The sequence below is a fragment of the Polaromonas sp. P1_F1 genome, assembly GCF_056405795.1.
The window spans coordinates 630835-653692 of the sequence record NZ_JBFUBJ010000002.1; the positions used below are offsets into that span (position 1 = coordinate 630835).

Annotated in this window: 21 protein-coding genes; 18 read left to right on the forward strand and 3 right to left on the reverse strand. The window is 60.0% G+C overall.

Annotated features, from left to right (window positions below; genetic code table 11):
• Nucleotides 1–19: 19 nt before the first annotated feature.
• Nucleotides 20–1351, reverse strand: a complete 1332-nt coding sequence (locus tag AC1DZE_RS08990; RefSeq protein WP_477699961.1) for a surface lipoprotein assembly modifier — start codon at nt 1349–1351, stop codon at nt 20–22.
• 254 nt (nt 1352–1605) lie between these two features.
• Here AC1DZE_RS08990 and AC1DZE_RS08995 point away from each other — a divergent pair, with 254 nt between their 5' ends.
• The 14 genes from AC1DZE_RS08995 (at nt 1606) to AC1DZE_RS09060 (ending at nt 17052) form a co-directional block, all read left to right on the forward strand.
• The gene (locus AC1DZE_RS08995) at nt 1606–1989 is read left to right on the forward strand and encodes an ArsR/SmtB family transcription factor (protein ID WP_477669337.1); all 384 of its coding nucleotides are present in this window, start codon (nt 1606–1608) and stop codon (nt 1987–1989) included.
• Nucleotides 1990–2007: 18 nt separating this feature from the next.
• Nucleotides 2008–3342: a sulfite dehydrogenase gene (gene soxC / locus AC1DZE_RS09000; protein ID WP_477669338.1), complete on the forward strand. Its 1335-nt coding sequence runs from the start codon at nt 2008–2010 to the stop codon at nt 3340–3342.
• Entirely contained in the window at nt 3329–4516 is a 1188-nt protein-coding gene (locus AC1DZE_RS09005; protein WP_477669339.1) for a c-type cytochrome, read from the forward strand. The genes soxC and AC1DZE_RS09005 overlap by 14 nt, the downstream gene beginning before the upstream one ends.
• Before the next feature lie 148 nt (nt 4517–4664).
• Nucleotides 4665–5132, forward strand: a complete 468-nt coding sequence (gene soxY / locus AC1DZE_RS09010) for a thiosulfate oxidation carrier protein SoxY (RefSeq protein ID WP_477669340.1) — start codon at nt 4665–4667, stop codon at nt 5130–5132.
• A 50-nt stretch (nt 5133–5182) separates the two neighbouring features.
• Complete coding sequence (gene soxZ / locus AC1DZE_RS09015) at nt 5183–5494, forward strand: thiosulfate oxidation carrier complex protein SoxZ (RefSeq protein WP_457280652.1); 312 nt, start codon at nt 5183–5185, stop codon at nt 5492–5494.
• Nucleotides 5495–5556: 62 nt separating this feature from the next.
• Nucleotides 5557–6363 carry a sulfur oxidation c-type cytochrome SoxA gene (gene soxA / locus AC1DZE_RS09020; protein WP_477669341.1) on the forward strand — a complete coding sequence of 269 codons (807 nt, stop codon included), beginning with the start codon at nt 5557–5559 and terminating at the stop codon, nt 6361–6363.
• Between the two features lie 18 nt (nt 6364–6381).
• On the forward strand, nt 6382–7041 hold the full coding sequence (gene soxX / locus AC1DZE_RS09025; protein ID WP_477669342.1) for a sulfur oxidation c-type cytochrome SoxX: 660 nt from the start codon (nt 6382–6384) through the stop codon (nt 7039–7041).
• Between the two features lie 106 nt (nt 7042–7147).
• Entirely contained in the window at nt 7148–8866 is a 1719-nt protein-coding gene (soxB, locus tag AC1DZE_RS09030) for a thiosulfohydrolase SoxB (protein WP_477669343.1), read from the forward strand.
• A 276-nt stretch (nt 8867–9142) separates the two neighbouring features.
• Nucleotides 9143–12031 carry a 2-oxoglutarate dehydrogenase E1 component gene (locus tag AC1DZE_RS09035; protein ID WP_477669344.1) on the forward strand — a complete coding sequence of 963 codons (2889 nt, stop codon included), beginning with the start codon at nt 9143–9145 and terminating at the stop codon, nt 12029–12031.
• Nucleotides 12032–12088: 57 nt separating this feature from the next.
• Complete coding sequence (gene odhB, locus AC1DZE_RS09040; RefSeq protein WP_477651148.1) at nt 12089–13357, forward strand: 2-oxoglutarate dehydrogenase complex dihydrolipoyllysine-residue succinyltransferase; 1269 nt, start codon at nt 12089–12091, stop codon at nt 13355–13357.
• 8 nt (nt 13358–13365) lie between these two features.
• Nucleotides 13366–13839, forward strand: coding sequence for a hypothetical protein (locus tag AC1DZE_RS09045; protein WP_477669345.1), 474 nt, complete (start codon nt 13366–13368; stop codon nt 13837–13839).
• Nucleotides 13840–13845: 6 nt separating this feature from the next.
• On the forward strand, nt 13846–15273 hold the full coding sequence (gene lpdA / locus AC1DZE_RS09050) for a dihydrolipoyl dehydrogenase (protein ID WP_477673927.1): 1428 nt from the start codon (nt 13846–13848) through the stop codon (nt 15271–15273).
• Between the two features lie 19 nt (nt 15274–15292).
• A complete protein-coding gene (zapE, locus tag AC1DZE_RS09055) occupies nt 15293–16396 on the forward strand; it encodes a cell division protein ZapE (protein WP_477665908.1) in 1104 nt (367 codons plus the stop codon).
• Nucleotides 16393–17052 carry a hypothetical protein gene (locus AC1DZE_RS09060; RefSeq protein ID WP_477669347.1) on the forward strand — a complete coding sequence of 220 codons (660 nt, stop codon included), beginning with the start codon at nt 16393–16395 and terminating at the stop codon, nt 17050–17052. Before zapE ends, AC1DZE_RS09060 begins: the two co-directional genes overlap by 4 nt.
• On the opposite strand, the gene AC1DZE_RS09065 is transcribed toward AC1DZE_RS09060, so the two are convergent.
• The gene (locus AC1DZE_RS09065) at nt 17041–17826 is read right to left on the reverse strand and encodes a PP2C family protein-serine/threonine phosphatase (protein ID WP_477669618.1); all 786 of its coding nucleotides are present in this window, start codon (nt 17824–17826) and stop codon (nt 17041–17043) included. The genes AC1DZE_RS09060 and AC1DZE_RS09065 overlap by 12 nt on opposite strands.
• An 83-nt stretch (nt 17827–17909) precedes the next feature.
• Between AC1DZE_RS09065 and AC1DZE_RS09070 the strand changes: the two genes are divergently transcribed.
• Nucleotides 17910–18113 (forward strand): DUF465 domain-containing protein, encoded by a 204-nt coding sequence (locus tag AC1DZE_RS09070; protein ID WP_457280662.1) that lies wholly within the window; start codon nt 17910–17912, stop codon nt 18111–18113.
• Nucleotides 18113–20119: an ATP-dependent DNA helicase gene (locus tag AC1DZE_RS09075; protein WP_477669348.1), complete on the forward strand. Its 2007-nt coding sequence runs from the start codon at nt 18113–18115 to the stop codon at nt 20117–20119. Before AC1DZE_RS09070 ends, AC1DZE_RS09075 begins: the two co-directional genes overlap by 1 nt.
• Here AC1DZE_RS09075 and AC1DZE_RS09080 read toward each other — a convergent pair.
• Complete coding sequence (locus AC1DZE_RS09080; RefSeq protein ID WP_477669349.1) at nt 20082–20906, reverse strand: outer membrane protein assembly factor BamD; 825 nt, start codon at nt 20904–20906, stop codon at nt 20082–20084. The genes AC1DZE_RS09075 and AC1DZE_RS09080 overlap by 38 nt on opposite strands.
• A gap of 17 nt (nt 20907–20923) precedes the next feature.
• Between AC1DZE_RS09080 and AC1DZE_RS09085 the strand changes: the two genes are divergently transcribed.
• Together AC1DZE_RS09085 and scpB are read left to right on the forward strand one after the other, a co-directional pair.
• On the forward strand, nt 20924–21958 hold the full coding sequence (locus AC1DZE_RS09085; protein ID WP_477669350.1) for an RluA family pseudouridine synthase: 1035 nt from the start codon (nt 20924–20926) through the stop codon (nt 21956–21958).
• A 124-nt stretch (nt 21959–22082) separates the two neighbouring features.
• Entirely contained in the window at nt 22083–22856 is a 774-nt protein-coding gene (gene scpB / locus AC1DZE_RS09090; RefSeq protein ID WP_477669351.1) for an SMC-Scp complex subunit ScpB, read from the forward strand.
• The last annotated feature ends 2 nt before the right edge of the window (nt 22857–22858 follow it).

Consider the following 22858-nt stretch of genomic DNA (forward strand, 5'->3'; position numbering starts at 1 on the left):
TTCAGTCGGCACGGCAGGTTTAGAAGTCGCGGCGCACGGTCACGGAGAAAAGGCTGCGGTTGTAGTCGGAAATGGCAATGTTTGACTTGACGGAGGTCAGCGACAACTGCGGCGTCACGCGCCAGAGTTTGGCGGGGACCCAGTTGAGGCCAAGGTTCAGATTGAGCTGCCTGTCGGTGCGGGTGACCAGGAACAGCGGATCGGTGCCACCGTATTTGCGGTCTTCATAACTGATATTGCCAAAAAAGGCGAGGTCGTCCCTGATGGATTTCTGTGTACCCAACCGGATGCCGAACAGGTGGTGGCCCATGTGCGGAACGCCGCTGGCTTTTTCCTTCTCGGCACCCACATAAATGCCCCCGAAGACCAGCAAACCGTCGCGGAATGCATGGGCGTAGGACGTACCCAGCACGGTTCGGTCCGTATCACGAAGCGATTGGCCCGGATAGCTCAACTGGCCCCATTGCAGGTAAGTGCTCCACTGGCGGAAGCCGTCGATGCGGTAGGTCCATTCGCCGACCAGGCCTTGCTGGTCGCGCGCGCGGGATCCGGCGACGGTATAGCTGCCGGCCTGCACGACACCGGTGAATTCGTGCTTTTCGTAGCGGTAGCTGGCACCGGCGTTGACATCAACCTGGCCGGTGTTGAAGTCGTTGTACTTGGCATTGATGCGCGAATTCCCGCTGGCGTTCGCGATCAACGACCAGCGCGGGTCGACGACGTAACGGGCTGACAGCCCGCCGCCCAGGGTCATGAAGGCATCTTTGGTCTCAACACCCGAAGCATTGAGGGTGAAAATTGCGCCGCCAAAAAGCGGAACCGCGACATTGGGATTGCCGGGGCCGCTGTTGACATTGGTGTCGTAGCCGACGCTGGCTTCCAGGTACGGTTTGACGGACGAGCGGGCGGCTTCTTCCGTGCGATCAATGGCTTGCAGGAACTGGTCGATGGTGGCGGCGGCCTCCGTCGGGATGTTGTCTTGTTTGGCTTCCAGTAACACCTTGCGCGAGCCGGCGTTGTCCCCGACGGCAAAAAGTGCCCGTCCAAGCTCCGCGCGCGCACGGGAGTTGGCCGGCTGCACCGCCAGCACGCGTTCGAGCGCGAATATGGCGCGGGTGAATTGCCCTGTGTCGTTGGCGGCGATACCCAGCACCGTGTCGAAGTCGGGGTCGCCTGCGCGTGCGGTTTCCTGGGGCTCAAGCAGATCGAAGGCTTTTTGTGCCTGGCTCTGGTCGAGCAGCGTACGCGCCTGACTGACCAGTGCATCGACTTCCGCATGCGCTGCAGCGGCCATCATGACGGCGAGAAGGATGCCGGTACTTTTGAAGATGAAGGGTTTTTTTGAAGACATAAGTATTGGGTTTTACCGGTCCCGGGTAACAACTCGTAAGTAACAAAAGTTTTATATCACGATGAGGGGTCTTTCAACGCTTTTTTACACCTTTGCCGCCCTGCGCAAGTGCATGGAGGCAACACCTTTTCGGCGTTTGGCGGGTCGGTTGGTCATATTTACGTGTTCGCCTTGCGTGCCTAGGGTATTTACGGGTTTTTTGAGGCGGCTTCAGGCTTAATATCAGCAATTACTTATATTAAGAATAAATCGCTATGAACGAGATGATCCAGACCAGTGCGCAAGTCGAGAGGGGCCGTGTGTTTGAGCTGGCGGCCGAGTTGTTCGCTGTGCTCGCGACGCCGATGCGCTTGCGTGTCTTGAGCGCCCTGTGCGAACGTGAAAAGTCCGTGAATGAGTTGCTGGCGGAGATCGACACCACCCAGCCCAATCTTTCCCAGCATCTGGCCGTGCTGTACCGCACCGGTGTGCTGGCCAAGCGCAAGGAAGGCACCCAGGTGATTTACCGCGTTCAAAGCGAAAAAGCCGTGGCGCTGTGCCGCAGTGTCTGCACCCAGATCGCCATCGAGCTGGATGAGCCGGGCGGATTGTCGCCGGCCGAAAGCCTGTCGCCGCGATCCGCCTCCCAAGACGCCTGAACCGAAAGAACGCCCTTTATGCTGAGCCGTTTTTTACAGCGCGCGCCGGAGAATTTCCTCTCAGGGGCGCAAATAGCGGACGTGCGCGCCGGGCGCCGCGGTTTTCTGGCCGGCGCGTTTGCAGCTGCGTCAGCCGGGGTGGCGGCGGTGGGTCAGGCCCGGGCAGCGACTCCGGAGGGCGATGCCAATATCCTGAACCTTCCCGCCCACAGCAAGGGCCTGGGCCAGCCCGTGGCGGCCCGTGGTTACGGCCTGCCCAGCGAATGGGAAAAAAACCTGCAGCGCCGCGAGAGCCCGGGCCTCACGCGCATCGGCCAGGCCAGCGTGAGCTTTTGCCCATTGCAGGGCCTCTTCGGCATCATCACCCCCAGCGGCCTGCACTTTGAACGCCACCACCAGGGCTGGTGGGACATCGACCCATCGAAACACCGGCTGATGGTCAATGGCTCCGATGACGCCATGCTCAAGCGCCCCATGGTGTTCAGCATGGATGAGTTGATGCGCCTGCCGAACGTCAGCCGCATGCACTTCATCGAATGCGGCGCCAACACCGGCATGGAGTGGGGCAACTCGGCGGTGCCAACGGTGCAGTACACCCACGGCATGCTGAGCTGCAGCGAATTCACCGGCGTGCCCTTGCGCACCCTGCTGGAGCTGTGCGGTGCCGACCTCAAGCGCGCCAAATTCATTCTGGCCGAGGGGGCCGACGGCTCAGGCATGACCCGCACCATCCCCATGAGCCTGGTGATGAGCGGTGAGGTGCTGGTGGCCTATGGCCAGAACGGCGAAATGCTGCGCCCTGAAAACGGCTACCCGTTGCGGCTTATCGTGCCGGGCGTGCAGGGCGTGAGCTGGATCAAATACCTGCGGCGCATCGAGGTGGGCGACATGCCTTATGGCACCAAGGATGAGACGATCCATTACGTCGACCTGCAGCCCAGCGGCCTGCACCGGCAATACACCAGCATCCAGGAAGTCAAAAGCGTGGTGACCTCGCCCAGCGGCGGGCAGGTACTGCTGCAAAAGGGCTTTCACAACGTCACGGGGCTGGCCTGGAGCGGCCGGGGCAAGATCAAACGTGTGGACGTTTCCGTGGACGGTGGGCGCAACTGGGCGCCGGCGCGCCTGGAGGGGCCGGTGTTGGCCAAATGCCTGACGCGTTTTAATGCCGATTTTGTGTGGGACGGCAAACCCGCCATTTTCCAGAGCCGCGCTGTTGACGAGACCGGCCAGATCCAGCCGACGTACAACGAACTGCGCAAAGTGCGAGCGTCCCGCAGCATTTATCACAACAACGCCATCCAGTCGTGGTCGCTGGAAGAAAACGGCGAGGTGAAAAATGTCCAGATCTAAGGCTTTGTCCGTTTCTCATGGCGTCCGCGTTGCGATGGGCTCGCTGCTGCTGGCGGGTGTTACCCAATGGGCTGCGGCTGCTGATAAACCGGTGATTCTCTCCAGCATCGGCCGCACGGCGACACCGGCGGAAGTCAAAGCCTGGGACATTGACGTGCGGCCCGACTTCAAGGGCCTGCCCAAAGGGCAGGGCTCGGTACGGCAGGGTGAAGTGATCTGGGAGGCGCAATGTGCGTCCTGCCACGGCAGTTTTGCCGAGTCGTCCGAAGTGTTCACGCCGATTGCCGGCGGCGTCACGGCTGAAGACATCAAGAATGGCCGCGTGGATGGTCTGATGCCTGGCTCCAACCAGCCGAACCGCACCACATTGATGAAAGTCTCCACGCTGTCGACGCTCTGGGACTACATCAACCGCGCCATGCCGTGGAATGCCCCCAAAACATTGACGGCCGACGAGGTTTATGCCGTCACTGCCTACATCCTGAACCTGGGCAATATCCTGCCCGACAACTTCACCTTGTCGGACGCCAATATCCGCGAGGTACAGGCCCGTTTGCCCAACCGCAACGGCATGACGACGTCGCACGCGATGTGGCCGGGCAAGGAGCTGGGCGGCACGGCGCGCCCCGATGTCCAGGGCTCGGCCTGCATGAAAAATTGCGCCGGCGAGGTGGTGGTCAAAAGCTTTTTGCCAGACTATGCACGCAACGCCCATGGCAACCTGGCCGAGCAGTCGCGACTGGTGGGTGCCAGCCGGGGTGTGGACACCACCCGGCCGCCCATGGCCGGAATATTTGAATCAAATACGGCCCCAAACCAGACAGGACGTGCGCAAGCAGCTCCTGAAAAGATAGCAAACTCCACGCCGGTTGTTGCTGTGCAGCTGCCAGCTGTCGTTAAAACCGCCGCGCCCGGCGTTGCGTCCGTCATGCCGTTGCTGCAAAAAAATACCTGCACCGCCTGCCATGGCATGGACAGCAAGATGGTGGGGCCATCCTTCAAGGATATAGCCAACAAATATAAAGACCGCGCCGACGCGACGGTTTACCTCTCGGGCAAAATCAAGGCCGGAGGGCAGGGTGTCTGGGGCGCAATCCCCATGCCGCCGCAGGCACTGAGTGCGGCGGAGTCGGCGCAGATTTCCCAATGGCTGGCTCAGGGCGCGTCAAAATGAGGCACATGGAAATTGACGATGTCGAGACAGCCGGCTTTAACTTTTTCACAGCGTGGTCGGGATAAGTACCGTTCCACGGCTTGACGTTTTTGTGTCCAATCGTTGTTAGTTTTTCAGACATTCAAGTTATATAAAAAAGGAGTTCACCATGGAACGTCGTGATTTTCTGGCCAGCAGTTCAGGCGCCACTGCGCTGGTGCTGGTAGCGGCCACCGGGCTGAACCCGGCACACGCGCAAAACGCGCCAGGCTGGAACAAAGCCGCTTTTGACAGCAAGTCCCTGGCAGATGCCGCCAAGGCCATGGGCGCGACCAGCGCTCCGGTTGAAAGCAAGGACCTGCTGCTGCAGGCGCCCGAAATTGCCGAGAACGGCAATGTGGTGCGTGTCGGCGCGCAAAGCAACATTGCCAACACCACCCAAATTGCGCTCGTTGTCGAAAAGAACCCCAGCGCGCTGGCTGCCGTGTTCGAGATTCCCGCCGGCACCGACGCCAACGTCTCGACCAACATCAAGATGGGCCAGTCATCCAATGTTTATGCACTGGCCAAGGCCGGTGACAAGTACTTTTATGCGGTCAAGGAAGTGAAGGTGACTTTGGGCGGTTGCGGCGGTTAAGCCGTCCCGACTTCGACAACCACCACAACCCTTGAAATCAGGAGAAAAAAATGTCAGAACCGATGCGAATCCGGGCACAGGCCCAAGGCGATAAAACCACCGTGCGCGTGCTGGTGAGCCACGAAATGGAAAGCGGCCAGCGCAAGGATGCGGCCGGCAAGACCGTCCCGGCCTGGTTTATCCAGAACATCAGCGCCACCTGGAACGGCAAGACCGTGATGAGCGCGCAGTGGGGCACGGCCGTTTCCAAGAACCCTTTTGTGCAGTTCAGCTTCAAAGGTGGCAAGGCTGGCGACAAGATCGCGGTCAGCTGGGTCGACAACCACGGCGACAAGCGTACCGACGAAGCCGTCATTGCCTGAATCCCGACGGTTTCCCGCCGCGCCCCCTTTGCTGCCCCACAACGATATTTGAGGAGTCCACGATGAAGTTGAGCCTGTTTGGGCTGGCGGCCCTGGCCGCCACGGCCATCTTGTCATTGCCTGCTGCGGCGCAGAAGAGCACCGCTGAAGGTATTGCCGAATACCGCGCCATGCTGGCCGACGGCAACCCGGCCGAGCTGTACGAAGCCCGTGGCGAGGCACTCTGGAAACAGGCGCGCGGCCCCAAAAATGCCTCGCTTGAAAAATGCGACCTGGGCAAGGGCCCGGGCGTGGTGAAAGGTGCTTTCGTCGAGCTGCCGCGCTTCTTTGCCGACACCCAGCGGGTGCAGGACATGGAGTCGCGCCTGCTGACCTGCATGGAGCAATTGCAGGGTTTTAATGCCGCCGAGATCGCCAAAACTCCTTTCGGTGCGGGTGAGCAGAAGTCCATCGAGTCGCTGGTGGCCTATATCTCGGGTGAATCGCGCGACATGACCTTCAAGGTGCCGCAGTCGCACGCCAAGGAAAAGCTGATGTACGAGGTCGGCAAGAAGGTGTTTTACCTGCGCGGCGGACCTTACGACTTTTCCTGTGCATCCTGCCATGGTGAAGACAACAAGCGTGTCCGCCTGCAGGATTTGCCCAACCTCACCAAACAGCCCGGCGCCGGCAACGGTTTTGGCGCCTGGCCGGCCTACCGGGTCTCAAGCGGGGATCTGTGGAGCATGCAGCGCCGCCTGAATGACTGTTATCGCCAGCAGCGTTTCCCTTTCCCGGGCTACGCCTCCGACGCCACCATCGCCCTGGGCGTGTTCATGGGCGTCAACAGCAAGGGCGGTGCTTCCATTGCGCCGGCCCTCAAACGCTAATCAGGCAGGAGAGAACTGATGAACACGATTTACACCAAAGCCGCCCTGTCTTCCGCCTGCCTGGCATTGACCGCCTTTTTCCTGTCCAGTTGCGCCATTGCGCCTACGGCGCAGGAGGTAGACGAAGCCACCCAGCAGGTGCTGAAAAGCTCCTTCCGTGAGCAGGGCATCGCGAAGATGGACCGCCTGACGCTGGACGCTTCCAACCAGGCCTGCTCGGAAGCCGCCGGCAAGCCGCTGGAGGAAAAAGCAGCCAAAGCCATTGAAGAAGCCAACCTCAAAACCGTGAAACTGCCTTCCGATGGCAAGTACCTCGGTAGCTGGAGTGAAGGCGAAAAAATTGCGCAGAACGGCCGCGGCCTGACCTGGAGCGACAAGCCCGGCGAAGCCAATGGCGGCAGCTGTTACAACTGCCACCAGATCAGCAAGGCCGAGCTGTCTTTCGGCTCCATCGGCCCCAGCCTTTACAACTACGGCAAGCTGCGCGGTGTAAGCAATCCGGCGTCACCCGAGAGCAAACCCATCGTGGAGTACACCTGGGGCAAGCTGTGGAACGCCAAAGCCTACAACGCGTGTTCCGACATGCCGAGGTTCGGCCATGCCGCCATCCTGAACGAGCAGCAGATTCGTGACGTGATGGCGCTGCTGCTGGATCCGAATTCGCCTGTCAACAAGTGATTTGAGTGTTTTGTGCCGCCAGGCCAATAGTGACGAGCGCAAGCAGCTCCTGAATTGATAGCAATCTGATGCTTTGCCTGGGTAACCGGGCAGGATGACCAACGCCATGAACCTGTCCCGCCGAGAGTTTGCAAGTGTCATGGCCGCTGCGCTGGCCGCCGGTTTTCCCCTTCAGCGTGAGGCCGGCGCCGCCCAGGCTGCGGGCCTGTACGAGCTGCCGCGCACCGGCAATGTGCATCTGCTGCACATGACCGATTGCCATGCCCAGCTGCTGCCGATCTATTTCCGCGAACCCTCCGTCAATCTGGGTGTGGGGGCGATGCGCGGGCAGGCGCCGCACCTGGTGGGCGAACATCTGCTCAAGGCCGCCAGCCTGAAGTCGGGTACGCCCGAGGCGCATGCGTTGACCTTCCTGAACTTTGAGCGGGCCGCGCGCCAGTACGGCAAGGTGGGCGGCTTTGCACACCTTGCAACGCTGGTAAAGCAACTGAAGGCTGGCCGGCCGGGTGCCTTACTGCTCGACGGCGGTGACACCTGGCAGGGCAGCGCCACGGCGCTCTGGACACAGGGCCAGGACATGGTGGATGCAGCCAGGCTGCTGGGCGTGGATGTGATGACGGGCCATTGGGACTTCACCTATGGCGAAGAGCGCATCAAAAAAATCGTCGAGCAGGACTTTGCCGGCAAGATTGACTTTATCGCGCAAAACGTCAAAACCAGCGACTTCGGCGACCCGGTGTTCAAGCCCTACGTCATCAAGGAAATGAATGGCGTGCCTGTTGCCATCGTCGGCCAGGCTTTTCCCTACACACCGATCGCCAATCCTGGCTGGCTCACGCCGAACTGGACTTTCGGCATCCGCGAAAGCGAGATGCAGGAAACGGTGAATGAGGCGCGTGCCAAAGGAGCGCAAGCCGTGGTGCTGCTCAGCCACAACGGCATGGATGTGGACCTCAAGATGGCCTCGCGTGTCACGGGGATCGACGTGATTCTGGGCGGCCACACCCATGACGGCGTGCCGGTGCCTGTCATCGTCAAAAACCCCGGCGGGCAGACCATCGTGACCAACGCTGGCAGCAACGGCAAGTTTTTGGGCGTGCTGGACCTCAACGTCAAGGACGGCAAGGTGGCCGGTTTCAACTACCGGCTGCTGCCGGTGTTTGCCAATCTGTTGCCGGCCGATGCGGCCATGAATACGCTGATCGACAAGGTGAGGGCGCCTTACACCGCCAAATTGGGTGAAAAACTGGCTGTGACGGAAGGCACGCTGTACCGCCGCGGCAACTTCAACGGCAGCTTTGACCAGCTGATCCTGGACGCCCTGATGAATGTGCGTGGCGCCGAGATCGCGTTTTCGCCCGGATTCCGCTGGGGAACCTCTCTGCTGCCCGGCCAGGCCATTACGCGCGAGCACGTGATGGACCAGACTGCGATCACGTATCCCTGGACCACGCTGACGGACATGCGCGGCGACATGATCAAGACCATCCTGGAGGACGTGGGCGACAACCTGTTCAACCCCGACCCGTATTATCAGCAGGGCGGCGACATGGTGCGTGTGGGCGGTTTGACCTACACCTGCGAGCCCGGCGCCAAAATGGGTGAACGCATCCAGGACATGCGTCTGGGCGGCAAGCCCATCGAAGCCGGCAAGACTTACAAGGTGGCCGGCTGGGCGCCGGTGGCCGAGGCCAGCAAAAATGCCGGTCCCCCGGTCTGGGAGGTGGTGGAAAGCTATCTGAAGGCCAAAAAGGTCATTCAACCTGTCAAACCCAACACTCCGCGGCTTGTGGGTGTGACCGGCAATCCGGGCCTTGCCGTCTGACTTTCAGCCCCCAAATGCAGCAGTAGCTTCGAAGCATGTGAGAGCATGTAAGAGGTATGTGGGAGCGTTGGGCGTGCGTAGAAGCCATGGCCTTTTCGGGTATGGTCATGAGCACCGTCTTTCCGCTGTCACAGTTCGGTGGCACAATCTGGGTTGTTTCTGAAGGCCCTTCCTGCCACAGTCGCATCCGCTAATCGGTCCAGCCGTGTTGCGGAAGGTTAATTAACCAGCTTTAACCAGCTAATGTTTCCCCAAGGGAAACGGAGGTCAGCGGATATGAGTTCCATCCCGACGGCATCGTCCGTCTATTCAGCCTATCAAGGCAACACCTATCTCTTCGGCGGCAACGCGCCCTATGTCGAAGAGATGTACGAAAACTACCTTGCCAACCCCGGCAGCGTGCCCGACAACTGGCGCGAGTATTTCGACGCACTCCAGCACGTTCCCGCCGTCGACGGCAGCAATGCCAAGGACGTTCCGCATCTGCCGGTCGTCAACGCCTTTGCCGAGCGCGCCAAGCAGGGCCAGACCAAAGTTGTGGTCGCCAGCGGCGCCGACTCCGAAATGGGCCGCAAGCGCACGGCCGTCCAGCAACTGATCGCCGCCTACCGCAACGTCGGCGCACGCTGGGCCGACCTGGATCCGCTCAAGCGTGCCGAACGCGACAAGATTCCCGAACTGGAGCCGTCTTTCTACGGTTTCAGCGACGCCGACCAGGAAACCGTGTTCAACACCAGCAACACGTTCTTCGGCAAAGACACCATGAGCCTGCGCGAGCTCATGAACGCGCTGCGCGAAACCTACTGCGGCACGATTGGCGCCGAGTACATGTACGCGACCGACCAGAACCACAAGCGCTGGTGGCAGCAAAAGCTCGAATCGATTCGCAGCAAACCCAATTTCACCAAGGAAAAGAAGCTCCACATCCTGGACCGGCTGACCGCAGCCGAAGGCCTGGAGCGTTTCCTGCACACCAAGTACGTCGGCCAGAAGCGCTTTTCGCTGGAAGGCGGCGAAAGCTTCATCGCCTGCATGGACGAGCTGATCCAGCAGGGCGGTATCAAGGGCGTGCAGGAAATAGTGATCGGCATGGCCCACCGCGGCCGCCTGAATGTGCTGGTCAATTCCCTGGGCAAAGTCCCCGCCGACCTGTTCGCCGAGTTCGACCACACCGCGCCTGAAGACCTGCCAAGCGGTGACGTCAAATACCACCAGGGCTTCAGCTCCGACGTGACCACCCCTGGCGGCCCGGTCCACCTGACTTTGGCTTTCAATCCCTCTCACCTGGAAATCGTCAATCCCGTGGTTGAAGGTTCGGTACGCGCCCGCATGGACCGTCGCGCCGATCCCAAAGGCCTGCAGGTACTGCCGGTGCTGGTGCACGGTGATGCCGCTTTTGCAGGGCAGGGCGTTGTGATGGAAACGCTGGCGCTGGCCGAAACCCGCGGTTATTTCACCGGCGGAACGGTCCACATCGTGATCAACAACCAGATCGGTTTCACCACCAGCGACCCGCGCGACAGCCGCTCGACGCTGTACTGCTCCGACGTCGTCAAGATGATTGAAGCGCCGGTGCTGCACGTCAATGGCGACGACCCGGAAGCCGTGGTGCTGGCTACCCAGCTGGCCCTCGAGTTCCGCATGGAGTTCCAGAAGGATGTCGTGGTCGACATCATCTGCTTCCGCAAGCTGGGTCACAACGAACAGGACACGCCTGCGCTGACCCAGCCGCTGATGTACAAGAAGATTGCACAGCACCCCGGCACCCGCCGCCTGTACGCCGACAAACTGACGGCACAGGGCATGGGCGACACCCTGGGCGACGACATGGTCAAGGCCACGCGCGCCGCGCTGGATGCCGGCAAGAGCACCTTTGATCCGGTTCTCACCAACTTCAAGAGCAAGTATGCGGTTGACTGGGTGCCTTACCTGGGCAAGAAGTGGACCGATGCCGGTGACACCGCGATCCCGATGGCCGAGTGGAAGCGCCTGGCCGACAAGATCACGGCCATTCCCGCGACCGTGACGCCGCATCAGCTGGTCAAGAAGGTGTATGACGACCGCGCAGCCATGGGCCGCGGCGACGTCCCTGTGGACTGGGGCATGGGCGAGCACATGGCGTTTGCCTCACTGGTGGCAAGTGGCTACCCGGTGCGCCTGTCGGGCGAAGATTGCGGACGCGGCACGTTCACGCACCGCCATGCCGTCATTCACGACCAGAATCGCGAAAAGTTCGACACCGGCACCTATGTGCCGCTGCAGAACGTGGCCGACAACCAGGCTCCGTTCGTTGTCATCGACTCCATCCTGTCGGAAGAGGCCGTTCTGGCGTTTGAATACGGCTATGCCTCGAACGATCCGAACACGCTGGTGATCTGGGAAGCCCAGTTCGGCGACTTCGCCAATGGCGCGCAGGTCGTGATCGACCAGTTCATCGCTTCCGGTGAAGTGAAGTGGGGCCGTGTCAACGGTATCACGCTGATGCTGCCGCACGGTTATGAAGGCCAGGGCCCGGAGCACAGCTCGGCACGCCTGGAGCGTTTCATGCAGCTGTCGGCGGACACCAACATGCAGGTGGTGCAACCGACGACCGCCAGCCAGATCTTCCACGTGCTGCGCCGCCAGATGGTGCGCAACCTGCGCAAGCCGCTGGTCATCATGACGCCGAAGTCGCTGCTGCGCAACAAGGACGCCACCTCGCCGCTGTCCGAATTCACCAAGGGTGGGTTCCAGACCATCATCCCCGAGACCAAGGATGACATCAACAAGAAGGCAGACAAGGTCAAGCGCATCATCGCGTGCTCGGGCAAGGTGTATTACGACCTGGCCAAGAAACGTGAAGAAAAGGGCATTGACGATACGGCCATTATTCGTGTTGAGCAGCTTTATCCGTTCCCGCACAAGGCTTTTGCGGCCGAGCTGAAAAAGTACCCGAACGCCACCGACATCGTGTGGTGCCAGGACGAGCCACAAAATCAGGGTGCCTGGTTCTTTGTGCAGCACTACATCCACGAGAACATGTTCGAAGGTCAAAAACTGGGCTATTCCGGCCGTGCTGCTTCGGCATCACCGGCTGTGGGTTATTCGCACCTGCACCAGGAGCAGCAAAAGGCGCTGGTGGACGGCGCGTTTGCCAAGCTCAAGGGCTTTGTGCTGACCAAATAAGGTCGCCCCTCCCCGAACCAAGAACACGAACACAAGAACGAACCCGAAAGAATCAACATGGCTATCGTAGAAGTCAAAGTCCCCCAGTTGTCCGAGTCCGTGGCCGAGGCCACCATGCTGCAGTGGAAGAAAAAAGTCGGTGATGCAATCGCTGTGGATGAAATCCTGATTGAGATCGAAACCGACAAGGTGGTGCTGGAAGTGCCGGCGCCTTCCGCCGGCGTGCTGACCGAGCTGGTCGTCGCGGACGGCGGCACGGTGGTGTCAGATCAGGTGATTGCCCGGATCGACACCGAAGGCAAAGCGGGTGCCGCTGCTCCTGCAGCCGCCCCGGCGGCCGCCGCTGCAGCACCTGCCGCTGCTGTGGCCTCCGCACCTGCTCCCGCAGCCGGTGGTTCCATGGCTGGCGTTCCCATGCCCGCTGCAGCCAAGTTGATGGCCGACAATAACCTGGCTGCCGGCTCGGTGCCCGGGACTGGCAAGGATGGTCGCGTCACCAAGGGCGATGTCCTCGGTGCGGCTGCTGGCGGTGCCAAGCCGGCCGCTGCTGTTGCCATTCCCACAGGCGTGCCTACTGCGGCCTTGCCGCAGGTTGCTGCTTCCGCCAAACCTTCCGATCTGGGTGACCGCCCTGAGCAGCGCGTGCCCATGAGCCGCCTGCGCGCGCGTATCGCCGAGCGCCTGCTGCAATCGCAGGCCACCAACGCCATCCTGACCACGTTCAATGAAGTGAACATGGCGCCTGTGATGGAAATGCGCAAGCGTTTCCAGGAAAAGTTTGAAAAAGAACACGGCGTGAAGATCGGCTTCATGAGCTTCTTCGTCAAGGCCGCTGTGCATGCGCTGAAGAAGTACCCTGTACTCAACGCATCGGTTGACGGCAATGACATCGTTTACCACGGCTACTTCGATATCGGCATCGCCGTCGGTTCCCCGCGCGGCCTGGTGGTGCCCATTCTGCGCAATGCAGACCAGATGAGCTTTGCCGACATCGAGAAGAAGATTGCCGAATACGGTGCCAAGGCACGCGACGGCAAGCTGGGCATTGAAGAAATGTCCGGCGGTACTTTCTCGATCTCCAATGGCGGTGTTTTCGGCTCCATGTTGTCCACGCCCATCATCAACCCGCCGCAGTCGGCGATCCTGGGCGTGCATGCGACCAAGGACCGCGCCGTGGTCGAAAACGGCCAGATCGTGGTCCGTCCGATGAACTACCTGGCAATGAGCTATGACCACCGCATCGTCGACGGTCGTGAAGCTGTGCTGGGCCTGGTGGCGATGAAAGAAGCGCTGGAAGATCCTGCACGCCTGTTGTTCGACATCTAAGGCTGTCGATGCGCCGCCTCGTCGCCTGCCTGGCCTGCACGTTGAGCGTGGGCCTGGCTGCGGCTGCTGCGTCGGCTGGCGACAACTGGAGCGGTTACTACGGACTGCAATGGGTCAGCGTTTCGCAGGCGGGGTCCCGGCTGGTACTGGCGAAGGCGCCGGATGCTGATCCGGGGAAGCTGGTTGAAAAATACCAGATGGACCTGGCGCGATGGACCATTGCCGATGTGCGGACCCCTACGGAAACCGTATCCCTGCGCCGCTTTCTCGCGGAGGAGTACGAGAGCTTCGGCTGGGCCGCGCTGCATGCCGCCGGCGGGATTGAATGCCTCGATGCCAGGCATCTGTTTGTCTGCAGCACCGCGCCCGGAACGACCGTGAAAATTGGCCGCGAAGGTCCCCAGCAGGAAAGCCTGCAGGCGCGCACCGGTGTATTTGGAATCGTCCTCCACGCGGGGGCGTTTGAACTCAAGAAGGAATAAAGAAATATGTCTAAACAATTCGACGTCATCGTCATCGGTGGCGGCCCCGGCGGCTACATTGCCGCTATCCGCGCCGCCCAACTGGGTTTCAACGTCGCCTGTATCGACGAATGGAAGAACGCCAAAGGCGGCCCGGCCCTGGGCGGCACCTGCACCAACGTCGGCTGCATTCCGTCCAAGGCGTTGCTGCAATCGTCCGAACATTTTGACCATGCCAGCCACCACTTTGCCGATCACGGCATAGAGGTCAAGGGCCTGGGCCTGGATGTCACGAAGATGCTTGCCCGCAAGGACACTGTCGTCAAGCAGAACAACGACGGCATCGTCTACCTGTTCAAGAAGAACAAGGTCACCTTTTTTCACGGCCGCGGCTCCTTTGTCGCTGCAAAAGACGGCCTCTATGACATCAAGGTCGCCGGTGCCGCTGAGGAAACCATCTCCGGCAAGCACATCATCGTGGCCACGGGTTCCAACGCCCGCGCGCTCCCGGGGGCACCATTTGACGAGGAAAACATCCTGTCGAATGACGGCGCACTGCGCATAGGCGCCGTGCCCAAGAAGCTGGGCCTGATCGGCTCCGGCGTGATCGGCCTGGAAATGGGCTCGGTATGGCGCCGCCTGGGTGCAGACGTGACGGTACTGGAAGGCCTGCCGACGTTCCTGGGCGCAGTCGATCAGCAGATCGCCAAGGAAGCAAAGAAAGCATTCGACAAGCAGGGTCTGAAAGTCGCGCTCGGCGTGAAGGTCGGCGAGATCAAGAGCGGCAAGAAAGGTGTGAGTGTTGCCTACACCGATGCCAAGGGTGAAGCCCAGACCCTGGAAGTGGACAAGCTCATCATCTCCATTGGCCGGGTAGCCAACACCCAGGGCCTGAACCCCGAAGCCGTTGGCCTGAAACTCGACGAGCGCGGCGCCGTGGTGGTGGATGATGAATGCAAGACCAGCCTGCCTAATGTCTGGGCTATCGGCGACGTGGTGCGCGGCCCCATGCTGGCGCACAAGGCCGAGGAAGAGGGCGTTGCGGTTGCCGAGCGTATTGCCGGGCAGCATGGTCACGTCAACTTCAACACGATTCCCTGGGTGATCTACACCAACCCTGAAATCGCCTGGGTGGGGCAGACCGAAGAGCAGCTCAAGGCTGCCGGCCGGGCGTACAAGGCAGGGACTTTCCCGTTCATGGCCAACGGCCGCGCACGCGCGCTGGGTGACACGACTGGGATGGTGAAGATGCTGGCCGATGCCGCGACGGATGAAATTCTCGGCGTGCACATCGTCGGTCCGATGGCCAGCGAACTGATCGCCGAATGCGTGGTGGCCATGGAATTCCGGGCCAGCAGTGAAGACATTGCCCGCATCTGCCATGCCCATCCGTCCCTGAGCGAAGCGACCAAGGAAGCCGCGCTGGCAGTCGACAAGCGCACCTTGAACTTCTGAGCACGCAGGCAAGAAGTCGGTGAATCAACCGGTGCGCTCGGCGTACGACGCCGAACTTGCGGCGCGGGGCTATCAAAGCGATCCTGCCCAGTTGCGGGCAGTCGAAGCGCTTGAACGTTGCGCCTCTGAGTGGGCGGCGTTCAAGGAGCAGCGCTCCAATGCCATCAAGAAGCTGATAAACCGGCCTGATATCCCTCGTGGTGTGTACATGCACGGAGGCGTTGGCAGGGGGAAAAGTTTCTTGATGGACTGCTTTTTCGGGGCTGTCCCGCTCAGGCGCAAGGTGCGGCTGCACTTTCACGAGTTCATGCGCGAGGTGCACCGGGAGTTGCAGGACCTTCAGGGTACGGCGAATCCGCTGGATGAGCTGGGCCGGCGCATTGCGAAGCGATACCGGCTCATCTGCTTTGACGAGTTTCATGTGGCGGACATCACCGACGCGATGATTCTTCATCGTCTGTTGTCGGCGCTGTTTGACAATGGAGTCGGCTTTGTCACAACTTCCAACTTTCAGCCGGACGAGCTGTATCCGAATGGCATGCATCGCGACCGTGTTCTCCCGGCCATTGAACTCCTGAAGGCCAAGCTGGAGGTCATCAGTGTTGACAACGGGACGGACTACCGCGGGCGCACGTTAGCCCAGGCGAAGCTCTATCACACCCCGCTAGGCCTTCAGGCCGATGCTGAAATGACTGAAACTTTTAATGCGCTGGCAGAGTCTCAGGATGAGAACCCGGTATTGCAGATTGAGTCCAGGCAAATCCAGGCCAGGCGCAAGGCGGGGGGAGTCGTCTGGTTTGACTTCAAGACGCTGTGCGGTGGTCCGCGTTCGCAAAACGATTACCTGGAAATAGCCACGCAGTTTCATACCGTACTGCTAAGCGATGTACCGCATATGCCGGTGCGTATGGCATCGGAGGCACGGCGGTTTACCTGGCTGGTGGATGTGCTGTATGACCGCCGGGTCAAGTTGATCATGTCGGCAGAAGTCGCTCCTGAGGCGTTGTACACCGAGGGGCCGCTGGTACACGAATTCCCCCGTACGGTTTCCCGGCTCAACGAAATGCAGTCAAAGGAATTCCTGGCGCTTGAACGCAGAAACGTGGACACAACACTCACATGAAGCATCTGGTTACCGCCTGTTTTCTCATCGCTTTAAGCGTGCTCGCGAATGCGCAGTCCACGGTCGAGACGGCTGCACCCGCTGACCAGATGCGAAGCATTGATGCCGAGCGGACGAGAATCAGCGTCGAACGCAACAGGCTGGAGGCAGGATTTTTGGCTGAGGATGCTGCCTGCTACGACCGGTTTGCCGTCAACAGTTGCCTGGGAAAAGTCAATGACCGGCGGCGCGAAGCCATGGCAGACCTTCGCCGGCAAGAGCTGTCGCTCAATGACGAGGAACGCCGCATCAGGGGTGCGGAGCAGATCCGTAAAACGGAAGAAAAATCGTCACCGGAGAAACAGCAGGAGGCTGCGGATCGTCGGGCGAAAGCTCTGGAAGACTCCCAGTCTCGTCTTGAGCGAGAAAAAAAGAAAACCGAAGACCGCGCTGCGGCCAAGGCAGGTGAGCAAGGTAGTAGCGACGCGAACGCTGCCAGATTAAAAAGCGGTCAGGAAAAATCCCAGTCCAGAAGCGAAAAGCAGGCCGTTGCAGCGGAAGAGGCTAAAAAATTCAACGACCGCCAAAAGGAGGCGCTGGAGCGCAAAGCCCAGCATGAAAGAGATCGTCTGAAGCAGACCAAGCCGCCAGCGAAGTCCTTACCCTTACCCGACTAAGCGGGTCGGTGGCTCAGCGGCCAAAGGCTCGAGTTTGACAATCACCAGCGAGAGATTGTCACCGCCGCCTCGCGCGCGGGAACGTGCTTTCTGAATCAGGAATTCAGTGGCTTCACGGGGTGACAGCATGGACAGGGCTGAGCCCATTTCACTGGTGCTGAAATAGTGCCAGACCCCATCGCTGCAAGCCAGCAGGACGTCTTCAGGCCGGAGTTGCGGGATGAAATGATGGGTAATAGGTGGCGCATCCTCCGTACCCAGGCAACCCATCAGGATGTTTGACTGCGGATGGACATTGGCTTCTTCCTCAGTAATCTCGCCTTTGTCCACCAGAGTCTGCACATACGAGTGGTCCACCGTCCTGTGTACCAGTTTGCTGCCCTGGTAATGGTAAATCCTTGAATCGCCGGTATGTACCCAGTGACAGTCCCCACCCGGGTTGATCAGAAATGCCGCCAGCGTGCTGTGCGGTTCCTGCTCGGCCGAGATCGCCGTCAGTTTGATGACGATATGGGCTTCTTCGATGACCTGCTTGAGCATCGCAGGCGCATCGTCCGTTTCCGGGGCATAACGTTCAAAAAGCTGCTTGGCCGTCAACATGACCTGATCGGACGCCTTCCGTCCTCCGCTACGGCCTCCCATGCCGTCAGCCACGATACCCAGCATACAGCCGGGAATGCGTGAGTGACTGAACAGATTGACCTGATCCTGCTGGTAGTCCCGATCGCCTTTATGGATACCGGTGGACGCTGTGATTCGATAACCTTTGGACATTGTGTGGTCGTTCAAGCGCGAGCTCGATTTATGGTCGCAATCGACGTATTATCAAGCGAAGCAGCGTGTACGGATAAAAAACCTTGGACTTAAATCTACATTCCCCGGAACGCCAGCTGATCGAACTCAAAATGGAGCACGCCGATCTCAATGCGCTGGTGGACCTGACCGCGCACGCCTTTCCCATTGACGAGTTGTTGCTCAGGCGCCTCAAAAAGCGACGTTTGCAGCTTCGTGACCAGATTGCACAGCTTGAGCTGTCGCTGGATCCCCCAGAGCCTGCTTGATGACCCTTGCGATTGAAGTCGAAGAGGCCTTCGCGCCGGGAGGCGTCCTGTCACGCGCCGCCGAGCATTTTGTGCCTCGCAGCGGCCAGACCGAAATGGCCCTGGCCGTGGCACGTGCCATCGAGGGTGCATATCCCTTGGTGGTCGAGGCCAGCACCGGCGTCGGTAAAACTTTTTCCTACCTGGTCCCCGCTTTGCTGAGCGGCGAGCGTGTGTTGTTGTCGACGGCGACCAAGGCCTTGCAAGACCAGCTTTTCGGTCGTGATTTGCCGCGGCTGGTGGAGGCGCTGGCTCTTCCGGTCAGCACGGCGCTGCTCAAGGGGCGGGCCAGCTACCTGTGTCTGCACCGCATGGAAATGGCGCGCCAGGAGGCTTATTTGCCCGACGGCGTTTCCGTGCGCGCCTTGGCCAAAATTGAAGAATGGTCCAAGCTCACGCGCACCGGCGACCTGGCCGAACTCCCGGGGCTGGATGAACGTTCGCCGATGATTCCTCTGGTGACCTCCACGCGTGAAAATTGCCTGGGCGCCACCTGTCCGCGTTTTCGGGCCTGTCATGTGAACCTGGCCCGCAGGGAAGCCATGGCTGCCGACGTGGTGGTGATCAACCACCACCTGTTTTTTGCCGATCTGGCGGTGCGCGAATCCGGCGTCGCTGAGTTGCTGCCTTCCGTACGCATCGCCATCTTCGATGAAGCGCACCAGCTCAACGAGACCGGCGTGCAATTTCTGGGAACAAACCTGACCACGGGCCAGCTTCTTGATTTTGCAAGGGACATGCTGGCAACCGGCCTGCAGCTGGCCCGCGGGCTGGTGGATTGGCAGGAGGTGGTGTCGGTCGTCGAGCACGCTGCGCGCGAGCTGCGTCTGTGTGCCGGGAAACAGTACCCAGGCACCAAACTGCGATGGGTGGGTGAGTCTCCGGAGGGGTTGAATGCGGCTGAGTGGAACAGTGCGTTGCAAGTCATTCACACGTCCTGCGAGCGGGCTTGTGTCGCCCTGGATACGGTCAGTGAAATCGCGCCTGATTTCGTTCGCCTCCATGAGCGTGCCGAGGAACTGGCGGAACGCGCCCAGCGTTTCGTTCATGCATGCGAACCGGGCTGYGTGCGCTGGGCGGACGTGGGAACCCAGCTCCGGCTGGTCGAGTCGCCACTGGATATTTCGAAGGCGGTGAAAAGCAAAGTGCTGGGTGCCTCCGCCGGCTCGGCGAAGTCCTGGATATTCACCTCCGCCACACTGGGAGATGACGACAAGCTCAGCTGGTTTACCAAGCCTTGCGGACTGGAAGATGCCGAGGTCTTGCGGGTAGGAAGTCCTTTTGATTACGAGAGGCAGGCGGCATTGTATGTGCCTGAGGTGTTCCCCAAACCGGGAGACCCGGCGCACACCATGAAAGTCGCCGAAGCTGCAGCGAGATGGTCGGGACGTCTCGGGGGGCGCACCATGGTTTTGACGACCACACTGCGGGCTTTGCGCACCATTGGTGATGCACTCAGAGAGGTTTTTCTGAATTCGCCGGACATGGAGGTGCTGGTTCAGGGGGCCATGCCCAAGCGTGTGCTGATTGAACGCTTCCGAGCAGGTAATGCCAATGGCGGCAAAGGCTGCGTGCTGGTGGCTTCGGCGTCATTTTGGGAGGGCATTGACGTGCCTGGCGACGCGCTGCAACTGGTTGTCATTGACAAGCTGCCTTTTCCGCCTCCGAACGACCCGCTGGCAGAGGCGCGCTCAAAGCTTCTCGAATCACAAGGACGCAGCGCTTTTAACGACTATTTTCTGCCTGAGGCGGCGGTAGCTCTCAAGCAAGGTGCCGGTCGCCTGATACGCCGAGAAAGTGACCAGGGGGTGTTGGTGGTGTGCGACAGCCGCCTGACAACCATGGGTTATGGGAGGCGTTTGCTGAGAGCTCTTCCGCCGATGCGGCGGTTGGCATCCGAGGAGGAGCTGTTCGACCGGCTGGAAGCTCTTACCAGAACTTGTACCAAGGATTGTCTCCCGACTTGAATCCCTTGCTCAAGTATTCGCTTTGCGGGTAGCTTTTTTCGAGGATACGGCGGGTATCGTCACGCAATTCGACCATACCCAGCGCTTCGTAGGACTTATAAAGAATGAAGGTAGCCTCTTCCAATGCGGGTACATCGCGGTAGTCGGCGATAGCACTCTGCGCACGGTTGATTGCCGCCACGTAGGCACCCCGTGAATAGTAGTACCGCGCGACATGCACTTCGGATTGGGCTAGCGAGTTCACGATATAGCTCATCCGCAGACGGGCATCCGGCGAGTATTTTGACTCAGGAAAGCGAGTCACAAGGTCCCTGAATGACTCAAAGGATTCCTTGGCTGCTTTTTGGTCCCTTTCGGACAAGTCCTGACGGGAGATAAACCCGAAAATGCCGAGATTGTCATTGAAGTTCACCAGGCCTTTGAGGTACAGCGCATAGTCCAGGGCCGGGCTGGCCGGATGCAGTCTCATAAACCGGTCCAATGTCGCGATGGCCTGGGCTTGTTCTCCTCCCTTGTACTGGGCATAAGCTTTCTCAAGCTGCGCTTGCTGGGCGAGGGGGGTACCTGCAGCACGGCCTTCCAGTTTTTCGTACAGCGGGATTGCCTTGTCATAGGCCCCGCCACTGGCCTCATCCTTTGCTTCGGCGTAAATCTTGTTGGGGCTCCATGTGGCAGTCTTGTCGGGCGCAGGGGTGCTCGAGCATCCGGCAATCAGAAAAGATAAAGCGCAAACGGCTGCAAAAAGCGGCATTGCATTGGGAACAACCGATAATTTGGTGGAAAACATTGCAATCGACCTTCTTGATGACTGATTCAGAACAAAGCAAATTGATTATATCGGGCGCTACTGCACCTGAGGAGGTGCCCGATGAGGCGCTGGAGGAGGGCGATACGGCTGTCGAGGTGGAGTTGCGGCAGGTAGCTGTCCCGGTCGAAAGCCATGGCAGCCGTCTCGACCGCGCGTTGGCCGCCATTGTGCCCGAGTTCTCGCGCACGTATCTTCAGCAGTTGATCGACTCAGGCATGGTGAAACTCGGGGGCTCTACAGTCACCAAGACATCCACGAAGGTCAAGGCTGGTGATGAACTCGCCATTGAGTTGCGTCCGACGCCGCAAAGCCAGGCATTCAGGCCTGAAGCGATGGCGCTGGATATCGTGTTCGAGGACGCTTACCTGATGGTGATCAACAAACCTGCCGGGCTGGTTGTGCATCCGGCGCCCGGCAACTGGAGCGGGACCTTGTTGAACGGCTTGCTCGCGCATGATCCGCAGGCCGTCTTCCTGCCACGCGCCGGCATTGTTCACCGCCTTGATAAAGAAACCAGCGGTTTGATGGTGGTCGCCCGGCAGCGGACGGTGATGGACCAGTTGGTCGGCCTGATCGCCGCCCGCGACGTGAGCCGGGAATATGTCGCACTGGCCCACGGTGCCTGGCTGGGCGGGAAAACCCGGCAGGTAGAAGCTGCCATTGGGCGGGATCCACGCAACCGGTTGCGAATGGCCGTGGTGGACCTCGATAGGAACGCCGGGAAGCCGGCCTCCACCGTGGTATCGCTGTCCCAAAGCACCGGTAAGCACTGCCTGGTCAGATGCAAGCTGCACACTGGTCGTACGCACCAAATCCGGGTCCATATGGCCTTCATTGGCCATCCCCTGGTATCCGACGAGTTATACGGGGGGGCTCCTGCTCTTGGGCTTGGGCGTCAGGCGCTGCATGCGTGCCGGCTGGCATTCGAGCATCCGGTGACTGGCAAAGTGATGGAGTTCCGGTCAGACCCTCCGGCCGACCTTCAGGCCGCTATTGCCGGTTTGGGCCTGATATACAATCAAATCCAGTAGTTTTCAGCTACCTGCACCATGGCATCCTGATCAGGAGATTGCGTATTGGGTGCCCTGCGCGCCAAGCGCCGAACCCACGTTTTCCCGGCCTTTTTTTCCGCTTTTTTTCGGAACGACCACAATCATGAATACGACGGATGCAAAACGCGTCCTCGAAACAGCACTTATTTGCGCGCAGCAACCATTGCCCCTGCGCGAAATGGGAGTTCTGTTTAACGGGGTATTGACTGCGGACAGCCTCAAGCTGGTGCTTGAGGAGTTGCAAAGCGATTGGTCTGGTCGTGGCGTGGAACTTGTTCACGTGGCGACGGGATGGCGTTTTCAAAGCAGGCCGCAGATGCGTGAATATCTGGACCGGCTGCACCCCGAAAAGCCCCCGCGCTATAGCCGTGCCACACTGGAAACCTTGGCCATCATTGCTTATCGTCAGCCGGTGACGCGCGGTGACATGGAGGACATCCGGGGGGTCACCATCAACAGCATGATCCTCAAGCAGCTCGAAGACCGCGGGTGGGTGGAGGTGATCGGCCATCGGGAAACTGTCGGCCGCCCCGCACTTTATGCCACCACCCGGCAGTTTCTTGACGACCTTGGGGTCGAGTCGCTGGACCAGCTTCCTGTGATGGACGGCAGCCCGAATCAGCTTCCGATGCTCGAGCAGATTGAGTTTGGCATCTCTGAACTTGCGGGCAAGCCGGAGGTGGACATGGATGGTACAGATGTTGAGCGGCTGGAACCTGCTGTGCCGGAGCCCGTATCAGGCACGGCTGAAGAGCTTGAGATTGGTGAGATCGCCGAGGCGCCAACTCTGTACACGCAACCACAGGTCGCTGACGACAGTGATACCGAGCCTCTTGAGAACAATGAGGCCGGTGGCGATGAGCCCACCCGAATGTAAAT

What these genes read in the sequence shown, in the direction of transcription:
- AC1DZE_RS08990 (WP_477699961.1), bottom strand. Translation starts at nt 1,351, where the DNA reads ATGTCTTCAAAAAAACCCTTCATCTTCAAAAGTACCGGCATCCTTCTC.
- AC1DZE_RS08995 (WP_477669337.1), top strand. Translation starts at nt 1,606, where the DNA reads ATGAACGAGATGATCCAGACCAGTGCGCAAGTCGAGAGGGGCCGTGTG.
- soxC (WP_477669338.1), top strand. Translation starts at nt 2,008, where the DNA reads ATGCTGAGCCGTTTTTTACAGCGCGCGCCGGAGAATTTCCTCTCAGGG.
- AC1DZE_RS09005 (WP_477669339.1), top strand. Translation starts at nt 3,329, where the DNA reads ATGTCCAGATCTAAGGCTTTGTCCGTTTCTCATGGCGTCCGCGTTGCG.
- soxY (WP_477669340.1), top strand. Translation starts at nt 4,665, where the DNA reads ATGGAACGTCGTGATTTTCTGGCCAGCAGTTCAGGCGCCACTGCGCTG.
- soxZ (WP_457280652.1), top strand. Translation starts at nt 5,183, where the DNA reads ATGTCAGAACCGATGCGAATCCGGGCACAGGCCCAAGGCGATAAAACC.
- soxA (WP_477669341.1), top strand. Translation starts at nt 5,557, where the DNA reads ATGAAGTTGAGCCTGTTTGGGCTGGCGGCCCTGGCCGCCACGGCCATC.
- soxX (WP_477669342.1), top strand. Translation starts at nt 6,382, where the DNA reads ATGAACACGATTTACACCAAAGCCGCCCTGTCTTCCGCCTGCCTGGCA.
- soxB (WP_477669343.1), top strand. Translation starts at nt 7,148, where the DNA reads ATGAACCTGTCCCGCCGAGAGTTTGCAAGTGTCATGGCCGCTGCGCTG.
- AC1DZE_RS09035 (WP_477669344.1), top strand. Translation starts at nt 9,143, where the DNA reads ATGAGTTCCATCCCGACGGCATCGTCCGTCTATTCAGCCTATCAAGGC.
- odhB (WP_477651148.1), top strand. Translation starts at nt 12,089, where the DNA reads ATGGCTATCGTAGAAGTCAAAGTCCCCCAGTTGTCCGAGTCCGTGGCC.
- AC1DZE_RS09045 (WP_477669345.1), top strand. Translation starts at nt 13,366, where the DNA reads ATGCGCCGCCTCGTCGCCTGCCTGGCCTGCACGTTGAGCGTGGGCCTG.
- lpdA (WP_477673927.1), top strand. Translation starts at nt 13,846, where the DNA reads ATGTCTAAACAATTCGACGTCATCGTCATCGGTGGCGGCCCCGGCGGC.
- AC1DZE_RS09060 (WP_477669347.1), top strand. Translation starts at nt 16,393, where the DNA reads ATGAAGCATCTGGTTACCGCCTGTTTTCTCATCGCTTTAAGCGTGCTC.
- AC1DZE_RS09065 (WP_477669618.1), bottom strand. Translation starts at nt 17,826, where the DNA reads ATGTCCAAAGGTTATCGAATCACAGCGTCCACCGGTATCCATAAAGGC.
- AC1DZE_RS09080 (WP_477669349.1), bottom strand. Translation starts at nt 20,906, where the DNA reads ATGTTTTCCACCAAATTATCGGTTGTTCCCAATGCAATGCCGCTTTTT.
- AC1DZE_RS09085 (WP_477669350.1), top strand. Translation starts at nt 20,924, where the DNA reads ATGACTGATTCAGAACAAAGCAAATTGATTATATCGGGCGCTACTGCA.
- scpB (WP_477669351.1), top strand. Translation starts at nt 22,083, where the DNA reads ATGAATACGACGGATGCAAAACGCGTCCTCGAAACAGCACTTATTTGC.